The sequence below is a fragment of the Comamonas sp. GCA5 genome, assembly GCF_036541385.1.
Lineage (GTDB): Bacteria > Pseudomonadota > Gammaproteobacteria > Burkholderiales > Burkholderiaceae_C > Comamonas > Comamonas aquatica.
In genome coordinates, this window is the sequence record NZ_JAZHFR010000008.1 from 67,365 (window position 1) to 79,987 (window position 12,623).

The 12,623-nt window shown below is 66.1% G+C and carries 11 protein-coding genes and 1 pseudogene; 8 read left to right on the top strand and 4 right to left on the bottom strand.

The annotated features are described in order from the left end of the window. Positions 1–3: 3 nt before the first annotated feature. Entirely contained in the window at positions 4–1,011 is a 1,008-nt protein-coding gene (locus tag SJH88_RS03555) for a sn-glycerol-3-phosphate import ATP-binding protein UgpC (protein ID WP_274753629.1), read from the top strand. Positions 1,012–1,142: 131 nt separating this feature from the next. After that, positions 1,143–1,919, top strand: a complete 777-nt coding sequence (gene ugpQ / locus SJH88_RS03560; protein WP_274753630.1) for a glycerophosphodiester phosphodiesterase — start codon at positions 1,143–1,145, stop codon at positions 1,917–1,919. Between the two features lie 170 nt (positions 1,920–2,089). Here ugpQ and SJH88_RS03565 read toward each other — a convergent pair whose 3' ends face one another. The 3 genes and pseudogenes from SJH88_RS03565 to SJH88_RS03575 form a co-directional block, all read right to left on the bottom strand. Further along, positions 2,090–3,061, bottom strand: a complete 972-nt coding sequence (locus SJH88_RS03565; RefSeq protein ID WP_274753631.1) for a Bug family tripartite tricarboxylate transporter substrate binding protein — start codon at positions 3,059–3,061, stop codon at positions 2,090–2,092. 211 nt (positions 3,062–3,272) lie between these two features. Beyond that, positions 3,273–4,175, bottom strand: coding sequence for an N-formylglutamate amidohydrolase (locus tag SJH88_RS03570; protein ID WP_274753632.1), 903 nt, complete (start codon positions 4,173–4,175; stop codon positions 3,273–3,275). Further along, positions 4,175–5,157 (bottom strand): annotated as a pseudogene (locus tag SJH88_RS03575) (tripartite tricarboxylate transporter substrate binding protein BugE). The gene SJH88_RS03570 and the pseudogene SJH88_RS03575 overlap by 1 nt, the downstream one beginning before the upstream one ends. A gap of 119 nt (positions 5,158–5,276) precedes the next feature. Between SJH88_RS03575 and SJH88_RS03580 the strand changes: the two are divergent. Next, complete coding sequence (locus SJH88_RS03580; protein WP_042416972.1) at positions 5,277–6,182, top strand: LysR substrate-binding domain-containing protein; 906 nt, start codon at positions 5,277–5,279, stop codon at positions 6,180–6,182. A gap of 64 nt (positions 6,183–6,246) precedes the next feature. Here the strand turns inward: SJH88_RS03580 and SJH88_RS03585 are convergent, their stop codons facing one another. Further along, positions 6,247–6,525 carry a hypothetical protein gene (locus tag SJH88_RS03585; RefSeq protein ID WP_183303193.1) on the bottom strand — a complete coding sequence of 93 codons (279 nt, stop codon included), beginning with the start codon at positions 6,523–6,525 and terminating at the stop codon, positions 6,247–6,249. A 72-nt stretch (positions 6,526–6,597) separates the two neighbouring features. Here SJH88_RS03585 and hemA point away from each other — a divergent pair, with 72 nt between their 5' ends. The 5 genes from hemA (at position 6,598) to paeA (ending at position 12,149) form a co-directional block, all read left to right on the top strand. After that, entirely contained in the window at positions 6,598–7,893 is a 1,296-nt protein-coding gene (gene hemA / locus SJH88_RS03590) for a glutamyl-tRNA reductase (protein WP_183303194.1), read from the top strand. 104 nt (positions 7,894–7,997) lie between these two features. Further along, positions 7,998–9,080, top strand: a complete 1,083-nt coding sequence (prfA, locus tag SJH88_RS03595; protein ID WP_154163299.1) for a peptide chain release factor 1 — start codon at positions 7,998–8,000, stop codon at positions 9,078–9,080. 182 nt (positions 9,081–9,262) lie between these two features. Then, the gene (gene prmC / locus SJH88_RS03600) at positions 9,263–10,123 is read left to right on the top strand and encodes a peptide chain release factor N(5)-glutamine methyltransferase (RefSeq protein ID WP_274753633.1); all 861 of its coding nucleotides are present in this window, start codon (positions 9,263–9,265) and stop codon (positions 10,121–10,123) included. A gap of 52 nt (positions 10,124–10,175) precedes the next feature. Next, positions 10,176–10,499 carry a Grx4 family monothiol glutaredoxin gene (gene grxD / locus SJH88_RS03605; RefSeq protein WP_042416983.1) on the top strand — a complete coding sequence of 108 codons (324 nt, stop codon included), beginning with the start codon at positions 10,176–10,178 and terminating at the stop codon, positions 10,497–10,499. A 201-nt stretch (positions 10,500–10,700) separates the two neighbouring features. Next, a complete protein-coding gene (gene paeA / locus SJH88_RS03610) occupies positions 10,701–12,149 on the top strand; it encodes a polyamine export protein PaeA (protein WP_081888972.1) in 1,449 nt (482 codons plus the stop codon). Positions 12,150–12,623 lie beyond the last annotated feature (474 nt).

A 12,623-nucleotide genomic window follows, 5' to 3' on the forward strand; every position in this document is an offset into this window, starting at 1 on the left:
GTTATGGCATCCATCTCTCTCAAGAACATCGTCAAGCGCTACGGCACCGGCAAGACGGCCGTGCCTGTGATCCATGGCGTGAACGTCGACATCAAGGACGGCGAATTCATCGTGCTGGTCGGCCCCTCGGGCTGCGGCAAGTCCACCCTGCTGCGCATGATTGCCGGCCTGGAAGAAATCACCAGTGGTGACCTGATCATCGGCGACAAGAAGGTCAACGACCTGGAACCTGCCAAGCGCAACATCGCCATGGTGTTCCAGAACTACGCGCTCTACCCCCACATGAGCAACTACGAGAACATGGCCTACGGCCTGAAGCTCGCCAAGGTGCCCGAGGACGAGATCAAGCGCCGCGTGGACAAGGCCGCCAAGATCCTGGAGCTGTCCCACCTGCTGGACCGCAAGCCACGCCAGCTGTCCGGCGGCCAGCGCCAGCGCGTGGCCATGGGCCGCGCCATCGTGCGCCAGCCCCAGGTGTTCCTGTTCGACGAACCCCTGTCCAACCTGGACGCCAAGCTGCGCGGCCAGACCCGCATCGAGATCCAGAAGCTGCACGCCGAACTGGGCATCACCAGCCTGTTCGTGACCCACGACCAGGTCGAGGCCATGACCCTGGCCCAGCGCATGGTGGTGATGAACGGCGGCAACGTGGAACAGTTCGGCACGCCCGAAGAGGTCTACCACACCCCTGCTTCGACCTTCGTGGCCGGCTTCATCGGCTCGCCCCCGATGAACCTGCTCAAGCACTCGCCCAACGGCAAGCCCGGCCTGATCCTGGGCATCCGCCCCGAGCACATCGACCTGGTGGAAACCGGCGGCGTGGAATTCCGCGTGGAAACCGTGGAACTGCTGGGTGCCGAGCGCCTGCTGTACGGCAAAGTGGGTGACGAGGACGTCACCGTGCGCGTGGAAGAAGGCAAGCCCTTCCCCAAGCCCGGCGAGACCGCCCGTATCTCGGCCCGCCAGGACCGTCTGCACTGGTTCGACGCCGAAACCGGCAAGCGCGCCTGAGCGTTCAGGCGCGTGGCCGCGCCGAATGCACGTGTGCATGCCTGCGGAATGACTTCTGCACTAAGCTTTCACAAGCGCCCCAGCCCACGCTGACGGCGCTTTTTTCACGTCTCTAGGGGCGCAAATCCACGATGACTACTGCATTGAAACCCTGGCCCTACCCCCGTTGGGTGGCCCACCGCGGTGCCGGCAAGCTGGCACCGGAAAACACCTTGAGCGCCTTCCGCCTGGGCGCGCAGCACGGCTACCGCTTTTTTGAGTGCGACGCCAAGCTCAGCAGCGATGGCGTGCTGTTCCTGATGCACGACGCCACGCTGGAGCGCACCACCAACGGCCACGGCGTCGGCGGCGCATTGACCATGGGTCAGATCGCCCAGCTCGATGCCGGCAGCTGGCACTCGCGCGCCTACGCGGGCGAGGCCCTGCCCACGCTGGAAGCCCTGGCGCGCTGGTGCCTGGCCAACCACCTGCACCTGAATGTGGAGATCAAGCCCACACCCGGCCAGGAGCTGGAAACCGGTCGCGCCTGCGGCACGCTGATGCAGCGCATCTGGCCGCACAGCGAAGTGCCGCCGCTATTCACCTCGTTCAAACCCGAGGCCCTGCAGGGCGCGCGCGAAACCGCGCCCCACATCCCGCGCGGCCTGCTGGTGGACAAGCTGGCCGATGGCAACGGTGACGCCGATCTGCAAGTGGCCTTGGACCTGGACTGCCACGCCATGGTGCTCAACCATGCGCTGTGGACCCCCGAACTGGTGGCCAAGGTGCATGGCGCCGGCCTGCGCTGCAGCAGCTACACCGTGAACGACGAATGGGCCGCCCAGCGTCTGATCGACCTAGGCACGGACGGCATCATCACCGACCGCGTGGACCTGTTCAGCCCGGCCCAGACCAGCTTAACGCTCTAAAAAAGAGAGCTGCTTGCGCTCTATGACAGGGTATTTCAGAGACAAAACACACTTAAATACCCGTACAGCGTGCGCTGTGCGCTATCGAATTCGCCAGCACGACATCCAAAAAGACCTTCCCGCAGGGGAAGGCCTTGCTGTTGGTGCTGCCCGTCACGCGGGCAGCACGCTCAGTCCATCTTCGTGCCCGAGGCCTTGACCGCATCGGCCCAGCGGGGCATTTCTGCGGCGAGGAACTTGGCAAAGGTCTCGGCCCCCATGAAGTCGGGGTTGGCGCCCTGGCTGACCATGCGCTCGCGCAGCTCGGGGTTCTCCATCACCTTCTGGAAGGCCTGGCTCAGGCGGTCAACCACAGGCTTGGGTGTGCCGGCCGGGGCCAGGAAGCCGTAGAAGCCGACCACTTCGAAGCCCTTGAGGCCGCTTTCGATGGCGGTCGGGATCTCGGGCAGCGCCGGGTTGCGCTCCCGGCTGGTCACAGCCAGCGCGCGCACCTTGCCCTGCTTGTGGTAGGCCGCGGCCTGCGGAATGCTCTCGGCCATGAACTGCACCTGCCCGCCCATCAGGTCGGTGAAGGCCGGGGCACTGCCCTTGTAGGGGATGTGCACCATCTGGATGCCCGTGGCAGTCTTGAACATCTCGGGCACCAGGTGGCTGATGCCGCCGTTGCCGGCCGAGCCGAAGTTGACCTTGCCCGGATGGGCCTTGGCATAGCTGATGAACTCCGGCAGCGTCTTGACCGGGGTGTTGTTGCTGACCAGCAGCGCCAGCGGCTGCATGGCGGTGCGTGCAATCGGCGTGAAGTCCCGCAGCGTCTGGTAGGGCAGCTTGGGGTAGAGCGCGGGGTTGATCACCATCACCCCGGTGTTGGCGATCATCAGCGTGTGCCCGTCGGGCGCGGACTTCATGACCTCCTGCGCCCCCAGCGTGCCGCCGGCACCGGGCTTGTAGTCCATGACGATGGGCTGACCCAGCTCGGCCTGCAGCTTGTCGGACAGCAGGCGGGCGTGCTGGTCCAGCGGGCCGCCGGCCGGGAACCCCATCACGATGCGGATCGGCTTGCTGGGAAAGTCCTGCGCCTGCGCCACCATCGCAGCCACCAGGCACGCGGCTGCAGCCAGGCATGTACGCCATGTTGTGTTCATTCAATGCTCCTTGTTGTGGAATGGCCCGCCCGCCGTTTGGCGACAGGCATGGCGGGCGGATTCTAGGGAGCAAGCCCGGGGCCGCGGGGCTGGAATGTGACAAATTCATGTCAAATCCGTGAAAACCCCGGGGCGTTCGTGCGCCCTCACCCCGCGGGCTGTCAGGGCCGCCATTCCGGGCCGCGATGCCGCCGCCGACAAGCCCGCAGGCTCAGGCGCGCGGCAGCTGGCGCATGCGCTGGCGCACGTGCTCGGCCACCACCGGCATCAACTGCTGCAGGTGCTGCTGCACCTGGGCAAAACCGGCGCTGGGCAGGCGTGTGTCCTCGTCCAGATAGATGCGGCGGTTGATCTCGATTTGCAGGCTGTGGCGGTGCAGATGCGGCTGGCCAATGCGGCCGATCAGGGCCACGCCCTTGTACGGCTCGTTGTAGGCCACGCTGTAGCCCTGGGCCTGCAAGGTCTCGCCAATCAGGCGGATGAAGTCCGGATCGCAGGTCGTGCCATCCCGGTCGCCCAGGACAAAGTCGGCCAGGGTCTTCTCGGGCGTGCCCAGGCGCTGGTAGACATCGCTGGGCATGGAGTGCAGGTTGATGTGCCAGACCCCGCCGAAACGCCCCACACACCAGCGGATGGCCTGCGCCAGCGCGGCGTGGTAGGGGCGCCAGTAGCGCTCGATGCGCTGCTGCACCTCGGCCACGCTGAGTGCGCGGTCGTACACCGGGGTGGACCGACCGGCCTGGCTGAGCTTCTCCCACACCAGACCCAGGCCTTGCAGGGTCTTGGGGCTCGGGTGCAGCGGCGTGGGCCAGGGGCCGTCCAGCATCGCGGGGTTGATGTCGTCTTCCTCGCGGTTGGGATCGATGTAGGTGCGCGGAAACGTGGCCTCGACCAGGGTCGCACCATGCTCGGGCCAGGCCTGCCACAGGCGGTCCACCAGCGAGTCCTCGCCGCGGCGCAGCTGCGCCAGGGGCAGCGCGAACCCGAAATCCGCCGGATAGGCCGTGCCGCTGTGCGGGGAATCGCACACCAGCGGTAAGACCTCGGCCTGCGGCGGGTGCACCCACACCGGGGCCTCCGGGCGGGGCTGCAGAAAATCAGGCAAACCGGGCATCAGTTGATCTTGATGTTGGCGCGCTGGGCCACGGCGGTGTAGCGGGCGATGGCGGCATCGATCTGCTTGGCAAACTGCTCGGGCGTGTTGGCCATGCCTTCGCCAGCGATGTCCTTTTGCTTGGCCAGGTAGCTGGGGTCCTGCATGGCCTTGTGGGCGGCCGCGTTCAGCTGGTCGATGATGGCCTTGGGCGTGCCGGCGGGGGCCACCAGGCCGAACCAACCGCCATCACCCATCTGGGGGTAGCCCAGCTCGGCATAGGTGGGCACGTCCGGCAGCACCTCGGTGCGCTTGAGCGCCAGCACCGCCAGCGGACGCAGCTTGCCAGCCTTGATATTGGTCAGCGACGAGGACAGGTTGTCCGTCATTGCGTGCACCTGCCCCCCCAGTGCGTCATTCAGCGCCTGGCCCGCGCCCTTGTAAGGGATGTGCAGCAGGTCGATGCCCGCCAGGTTCATGAAGTTTTCGATGTTGGCATGGCCCAGCGAGCCGGTGCCGGGCGAGGCGAAGCTGTACTTGCCGGGTTCCTTCTTGGCCAGGGCGATGAACTCCTTCATCGTCTTGGCAGGCACGCTGGGGTGCACCACAAACACGCTGGGCACGGCCATCACGTTGGTGATGGGGGCGAAGTCCTTCTTGGCGTCATAGGGCAGCTTGGCCATGATCGCGGGGTTGGCACCGTGCGTAGACACGGTGGCCATGCCGATGGTGTAGCCATCGGGGGGGCCTTGGCAATTTCGGCCGCACCGATCGAACCACCGGCGCCACCCTTGTTCTCGATCACGATGGGCTGGCCCAGGATGGGGCCCATCTTGTCGGCCAGCAGGCGCGCCACGATGTCGGTCGACCCCCCGGCGCCAAACGGCACCACCAGCTTGATCGGGCGGCTGGGGTAGTTGTCTGCGGCCAGGGCGGCGGGGGCCAGGGCGGTCAGGGCCGCAGCAGCGGCGACGGAAGACAACAGGGTGCGGCGCAACATCATGGGGTTTTCTCCAGGGTTCGGATGATTTATGAGAAGTACGCACAGATTCTTGGCCACTGGGGCGCAGGAAAAAAGGGACAAAAAAGCAAGCAAGCATTACTAAAAGTCATAATTCAGTCATGCGCCTTCAGTCCCCGTCCATTTCGGAGCTCCATGCCTTTGCCCAGGCCGCGCGGCTGGGCAGCTACACCCAGGCGGCCGATGCCCTACAGGTCACCCAAGGTGCCATCAGCCGCGCGATTGCCCGCCTGGAAGAGCACCTGGGCTTTGCCGTCTTCGAGCGCCAGGGCCGGCGCAGCGTGCTGACCACGGCCGGGCGCCAGTACCTGGACGCCGTGGGGCCGGCCATCTTTACCATCGAATCGGCCACCCAAGCCATGCGCCGCAAGCGCGAAGGCCGGCACGTACGCCTGTCCATGCCGCCCACGCTGTTCAGCCACTGGCTGATTCCGCGCCTGCCGGATTTCAGCGCCCGCCACCCGGGGACCGTGCTGTCGTTCGCCCCGTATCGGCGCGACGATCCCATCACTTCGCCCGACATCGATGCCTGGGTCCGCATCGGCAGCATGCCGTTTCCAGAGACCGTGCAGGCCGACTACCTGGTGGGCCGCGATCTGGTGCCCATCTGCCGGCCGCAGGATGCGCTGAGCATCTGCCGCCCGCAGGACCTGCTGCGCCGCCCGCTGCTGGCCCACACCAACTACCCGGACAACTGGGCGCGCTGGTTCGAGAAAATGGGCTGCGACGGCCCCTACCCGGCACCGGCAGCCGACTTCGAACTGGTGGGCATGCTGGTACAGGCCGTGGTCGCCGGCATGGGCGTGGCCGTGGTACAGCGCTGCCTGATTGAGGACGATCTGGCCGCCGGGCGTGTGGCCATCCCCGTGCACCGGCCCTTCCAGATCGAGCGCGGCTATTTCCTGTGCCAGCCCGCCTCGCGCCCGGCCTCGCATGCGCTGCAGGATTTCCGTGACTGGGTGCTGGCGCAAGCCCGGGCCGACCAGGCCCAGTACGCGCAGGCCTAGGTGCCAACGCCGCGCCACTTCCGCTGCCGCAGACCGGTCCGGAGCGGCGCCGGCGTCCTGCGGCTCAGCCGCGCCAGCCCTGGGACATCAGCCACTGGCAGCTGCCCATAGCCAGCACCAGGACGGCATAAGTACCCATGCGGCCGTCGTGGCCGGTCAGCACCACGCCCAGGGCCAGCACCAGCACGCCCAGCAGCAGGTTGACGGCGGCCATCAGGTACCAGGGCAGCAGGTGCGCCCGTTTGCGCCACAGCACGCACGCGCCCAGCGCCAGCACCAGGGCCAGAAAAACAGCCGGTGCCACGAAGTTGAGCAGGTGGTTGAGGAAGTCCAGGACGGGCATAAAAATGACACAGATCAAGACTTTGGACTGTAGGACAGCGCAAAGCGACAGCAAATTTTATAATCTCGACTTATGGCAGTCTGGGCACTCGGCATCAACCACAACACGGCACCGTTGGATTTACGGGGCCGTTTTGCGTTCGCCATCGACCAGATCGCCCCCACCCTGCACGGATTGCGCCAGGCGCTGACCAGCGCCACGCGCCACCCCGAGGTGGAAACAGCCATTCTCTCGACCTGCAACCGCACCGAGATTTACTGCGCCGCCGACGCCCCCGCCCTGGACCACACCCTGGGCTGGCTGGCCCATGCCGGCGGCGTGAGTGCGGACATGCTGCGCTCGCACTCCTACCTGCTGGAAGACGGCTCCGCCGCGCGCCACGCCTTCCGCGTGGCCTCAGGCCTGGACTCCATGGTGCTGGGCGAAACCCAGATCCTGGGCCAGATGAAGAACGCCGTGCGCGCCGCCGAGGAAGCCGGCGCCCTTGGCAGCACGCTGAACCAGCTGTTCCAGCGCAGCTTTGCCGTGGCCAAGGAAGTGCGCAGCTCCACCGAGATCGGCGAGCACTCGATTTCCATGGCCGCCGCCGCCGTGCGCCTGGCCGGCCAGCTGTTCGAAGACCTCACAAAGATCCGCATCCTGTTCGTGGGCGCCGGCGAGATGATCGAGCTGGCCACCACCCACTTTGCCGCCAAGAACCCCGCCCACATCACCATCGCCAACCGCACCATGGAGCGCGGGGAAAAGCTGGCCAGCCGCTTTGGCGCCGAGGTGATGCCGCTGGCAGAGATTCCCGAGCACCTGCACGAGTACGACGCCATCATCAGCTGCACGGCCTCGACCCTGCCCATCATCGGCCTGGGAGCGATCGAGCGCGCGCTCAAAAAACGCAAGCACCGCCCCATGTTCATGGTCGACCTGGCCGTGCCCCGCGACATCGAGCCCGAGGTCAAGGACCTGCGTGACGTCTACCTGTACACCGTGGACGATCTGGCCAGCGTGGTGCGCACCGCCCAGGCCCAGCGCCAGGCCACCGTGGCCGAGGCCGAGGTCATCATCGACGCCGGCGTGCTGAACTTCATGCAGTGGATGCACCAACGCGCCCAGGGCGGCGTGGTGCCGCTGATCCAGCAGCTCAACGCCCAGACCGATGCCTGGCGCGCCGCCGAAATCGCCCGCGCCAAGAAGCTGCTGGCCAAGGGCGAGGATGTGGATGCCGTGCTCGACGCCCTGTCGCGCGGCCTGACCCAGAAGATGATGCACGGCACCCTGGCGGCCCTGCACAAGGGCAGCGCCGAAGAGCGCGCCCAGACGGTGGACACCGTCTCCCGACTCTTCCTGCGCACCGGCAAGCCCGGCCAGCGTTAGCGCCGCTGCGCGCTGCGGCTTTTGAGCCAAAACACCCTCCAGCGCTGATCTGACCAGCGCTTGCCGCTACGTTTCGCGTAGCACCCCATTTCCTCGAATCGACCATGCAACCATTCCTGCGCACCCAGCTGGAGCGCTATGCCCAGCGCCTTGAAGAACTGGATTTTCTGCTCTCGCGCGAAGACATCATGGGCGACATGCAGCAGTACCGCCGCATCTCGCGCGAGCATGCCGACGTGACCGCCGTGGCCGGCCGCTACCAACGCTACCTGCAGACCGAAACCGACATCGCCACCGCGCGCGAGATGCTGGACGACCCGGACATGGCCGAGATGGCACAGGAAGAGATCCAGGCCGGCGAGGCCGAGCTGCTCAAGCTCGAGGACGAACTGCAGCGCCTGCTGCTGCCCAAGGACCCGGACGACGAGCGCCCGGCCTTCGTGGAAATCCGCGCCGGCACGGGCGGTGACGAATCAGCCCTGTTCGCCGGTGACCTAGCGCGCATGTACACCCGCTACGCCGCCAACGTGGGCTGGAAGGTGGAGGTGATGAGCGCCAACGACAGCGAACTGGGCGGCTACAAGGAAGTGGTGCTGCGCATCGAGGGCGAACGCGTGTACGGCGCACTGCGCTTTGAATCCGGCGGCCATCGCGTGCAGCGCGTGCCCGCCACCGAGACCCAGGGCCGCATCCACACCAGCGCCTGCACCGTGGCGGTGATGCCCGAGCCCGACGAGCAGCAGGCCATCACCCTGAACCCGGCCGACCTGCGCATCGACACTTTCCGCGCCAGCGGCGCCGGCGGCCAGCACATCAACAAGACCGACTCGGCCGTGCGCGTGGTCCACCTGCCCACGGGCATCGTCGCCGAATGCCAGGACGGCCGCAGCCAGCACAGCAACAAGGCCAAGGCCCTGCAGGTGCTGCAGGCGCGCATTCAGGAAAAGGAACGCAAGGAGCGCGAGGCCAAGGAAGCCGCGCTGCGCAAGGGCCTGATTGGTTCGGGCGACCGCAGCGACCGCATTCGCACCTACAACTTCCCGCAAGGGCGCCTGACGGACCACCGCATCAACTTGACGCTGTACAAGCTGCTGAACATCATGGAAGGGGACCTGGGCGATGTCATCCAGGCGCTGCAGCAGGCCCGCGAGGCCGAACTGCTGGCCGAGCTGGAAGTGAATACTTAGTGAGATCGCCAAACACCACTCCGCACACCGAAGATGGACGATGGCAAAGCGTGAAACTGCGTGCCGTACTGGCGTGCGACAAGGCACACAACGTATCCAGCGTGGTGTCAGCGAGTCTTTCAATCTTTTCAAGCCCAATTAACCTCTAACGCTCATACCGTCTGCTCCAGCAGCTATACAAAGTGAACTCACCTTTGACTTTGCAGCATGCCCTGCGCCAGGCCCACCAGCAGGGCCTGGCGCGCATTGACGCGCAAATGCTGCTGCTGCACGTGCTGGGCCAGCCCGGTGCCAGCCGCGCCTGGCTGCTGACGCACGACCAGGACCCGCTGAGCCACGACCAGCAGGCGCAGTTTGCGCAGCTGTGCGCCCAGCGCCTGGATGGCGTGCCCGTGGCCTATCTGACGGGCTGCAAAGAATTTTTCGGCCTGCCGCTGCAGGTGGATGCCCGCGTGCTGGACCCGCGCCCCGACACGGAGACCTTGGTGGAGTGGGTGCTCGACGTGGTGGAAAAAATCGTTTCACCCCGCGTGGCGGACCTGGGCACCGGCAGCGGTGCCATCGCCCTGGCCGTGCAAAGCCAGCGCCCGGACGCCGCCGTGACCGCCGTCGACTTCAGCCCGCAGGCGCTGGACGTGGCGCGCGCCAACGCGCAGCGCCTGCAGTTGCCGGTGCAGTTCGTGGCCTCGTCGTGGCTGGAGCAGGTGGAGGGGGTGTTTGACGTCATCGCCAGCAACCCGCCCTACATCCGCGAGGACGATCCCCACATGCCCGCGCTGCGCCACGAGCCGCGCCACGCCCTGACCAGCGGCGCCGACGGCCTGCAAGACCTGCGCGCCATCGTCGCCCAGGCACCGGCGCACCTGCCGCCCGGCGGCTGGCTGCTGCTGGAGCACGGCTGGGACCAGGCCGCAGACGTGCAGGCCCTCCTGCGCAGCGCCGGTTTTGTGCAGGTGCACAGCCGCCAGGACCTGGCCGGCGTGGACCGCTGCACGGGCGGGCAAATCCCGGACGGCCCCAACGTTGGCGAGACAGTGAAATAATCACAGGCATTGCCGGGCGGACCATGCCCAGGCTCCCCTGCAAGGAGAACCCATGAGCGACGTACAACAACGCATCGACCAATTGGTCAAGAACAACGACATCCTGCTGTTCATGAAGGGCAGCGCCAGCTTCCCCATGTGCGGCTTCTCGGGCCGCGCCATCCAGATCCTGAAGGCCTGCGGCGTGGAGCCCAAGGCGATCGCCACCGTGAACGTGCTGGAAGACCAGGAAATCCGCCAGGGCATCAAGGACTACAGCAACTGGCCCACCATCCCCCAGCTGTACATCCGCGGCGAATTCATCGGCGGCTCGGACATCATGATGGAGATGTACGAGTCCGGCGAGTTGCAGCAAGTGATCAACGGCGAAGCCTGATCGCATGCAGCTGCTGGGACCGATGCCAACCCCAATGACCAGTACGGCTGGCATGGCCCCTGCTTTATCCAAAACCGCCCCTGTGGGCGGTTTTTTCGTTCTCGGCCGCAGGGCAGCGGCACAGAGTGATCGGTATGCCGGCATGCGAAGGAGGCATGCACAATGGTGACACTCGGCCGTCACCTGCCACCCCACTGACTTATGACGTTGACGCAAAGCCTGTTCATCATCGCGCTGTTGATTGCCGCCAGTGCCTTCTTCGCCGTGGCCGAGATTTCCCTCGCCGCCTCCCGCCGTCTGCGCCTGCGCCAGATGGCCGACGAAGACGACCCCCGTGCAGACAAGGCGCTGAGGATGCAGGAGCAGCCCGGCGACTATTTCACCGTGGTACAGGTGGGCCAGAACGGCATTGCCATCCTGGGCGGTATCGTCGGCGAAGGGGCCCTCAGCGGCACACTGGGCAGCCTGTTGACCCTGTGGCTGCCCGAGAGCACCGCCAGCAGCCTGGGCTTCGTGCTGTCCTTCCTGGTAATCACCTCCCTGTTCATCCTGTTTGCCGACCTGGTGCCGCGCCGCCTGAGCATGGTCGAGCCCGAGCACCTGCTGCTGCGTGTGCTGGGTCCCATGCAGCTGTGCATGACGGTGTTCAAGCCCATCGTCTGGATCTACGCCCGCATCACCGATGCGCTGATCCGCGTGCTGGGCCTGCCCGACCAGCGCGACGAGCGCATCACCTCGGACGACATCCTGGCCATGACCGAGGCCGGCGCGCGTGCCGGCGTGCTGGCGGTGCGCGAGCAACAGGCGATTGCCAACATCTTCGAGCTGGATTCGCGCACCGTGGCCTCGGCCATGACACAGCGCGACCGCATCGCCTACTTCCTGCGCGATGACCCGGACCACGTGATCCGCGCGCGCATCGCCGAGGAGCCCTTCTCCACCTACCCGGTGTGCGATGGTGACATCGACCACATCGTCGGCTACGTGGACGCCAAGGACCTGTTCCAGCGCGTGCTGAACAACCTGCCCATCTCGCTCAAGGACGACAGCCTGATCCGCCGCGTGCTGCTGGTCCCCGACAAGCTGACCCTGGCCGAGGTGCTGGACCAGTTCCAGCAGGTGCACGAAGACTTTGCCGTGATCCTCAACGAGTACAGCCTGGTTGTCGGCGTGGTCACGCTGAACGATGTGATGAGCACGGTCATGGGCGACCTGGTCTCGCCCGACGATGAAGAGCAGATCATCCGCCGTGACGAAAACTCCTGGCTGATCGACGGCATCACGCCCATCGACGATGTGCTGCGCGCCCTGGACCTGGAAGCCCTGCCGAATGAGGACGAGTACGAAACCCTGGCCGGCTTTCTGATGGTCATGCTGCGCCGCGTGCCGCGCCGCACCGATGCGGTGAACTGGGGCGGCTACCGCTTCGAGGTGATGGACGTGGACAGCTACCGCATCGACCAGGTGCTGGTCTCGCGCCTGCATGCAGATGGCAGCGTGATGCCGGTGCCAGACGCGCCGACCTCCACCCTGTCGGCCGTGGCCGCCGTGGCGGCGTCCGGCCCAGCCATGAGCACCCTGCCCGGCGCCGCCTCCAAACCCGAGGCCCAGCACCCCAAGCCCCAGCGCGAGACCCCCAGCGTGCCTTGAGTGTCCTGCGGGCGCTGCGGCTGACTGGCTGCGGCCTGCCGCGACACGGTGAGCGACTGCCGCCATCAGCACAGCTAAGCCCAGGCATCCTGGCGGTGACGGGGCAACACGGGGCCCCAGCCTGCGGCCTGGCGCTGTCGCTGCAGGCGATGGCCGTCAGCGAACAACAGCACATGCTGGAGGACTTGCCCCAGACGCAGCAGTGCGGGGCACACCTCATCTGCCTTTCCCGCCTCTCGCGAGCCACGGCGACCTCCGCGCTGCAACAGGCACATGGTCGCGCTGCGCGCCTTGCCAGATTCACACAAATACATAGCTGCTAGCGCAGACGAAAAAAGGGTTTCAAAGCCCTAAGAACCTGTTCAGGATCTTTAATTGTTCCCTGACAATTGACGGGTGCGAACCAAGAAGTACCCCAGCGACACGAGCCGCGAGCAATTCGAGATCATCAAGCCCTTGCTGGAGGGGGCGCGC

Coding starts and splice junctions, on each gene's coding strand:
- SJH88_RS03555 (WP_274753629.1), top strand. CDS start 4: ATGGCATCCATCTCTCTCAAGAACATCGTCAAGCGCTACGGCACCGGC.
- ugpQ (WP_274753630.1), top strand. CDS start 1,143: ATGACTACTGCATTGAAACCCTGGCCCTACCCCCGTTGGGTGGCCCAC.
- SJH88_RS03565 (WP_274753631.1), bottom strand. CDS start 3,061: ATGAACACAACATGGCGTACATGCCTGGCTGCAGCCGCGTGCCTGGTG.
- SJH88_RS03570 (WP_274753632.1), bottom strand. CDS start 4,175: ATGCCCGGTTTGCCTGATTTTCTGCAGCCCCGCCCGGAGGCCCCGGTG.
- SJH88_RS03580 (WP_042416972.1), top strand. CDS start 5,277: ATGCGCCTTCAGTCCCCGTCCATTTCGGAGCTCCATGCCTTTGCCCAG.
- SJH88_RS03585 (WP_183303193.1), bottom strand. CDS start 6,525: ATGCCCGTCCTGGACTTCCTCAACCACCTGCTCAACTTCGTGGCACCG.
- hemA (WP_183303194.1), top strand. CDS start 6,598: ATGGCAGTCTGGGCACTCGGCATCAACCACAACACGGCACCGTTGGAT.
- prfA (WP_154163299.1), top strand. CDS start 7,998: ATGCAACCATTCCTGCGCACCCAGCTGGAGCGCTATGCCCAGCGCCTT.
- grxD (WP_042416983.1), top strand. CDS start 10,176: ATGAGCGACGTACAACAACGCATCGACCAATTGGTCAAGAACAACGAC.
- paeA (WP_081888972.1), top strand. CDS start 10,701: ATGACGTTGACGCAAAGCCTGTTCATCATCGCGCTGTTGATTGCCGCC.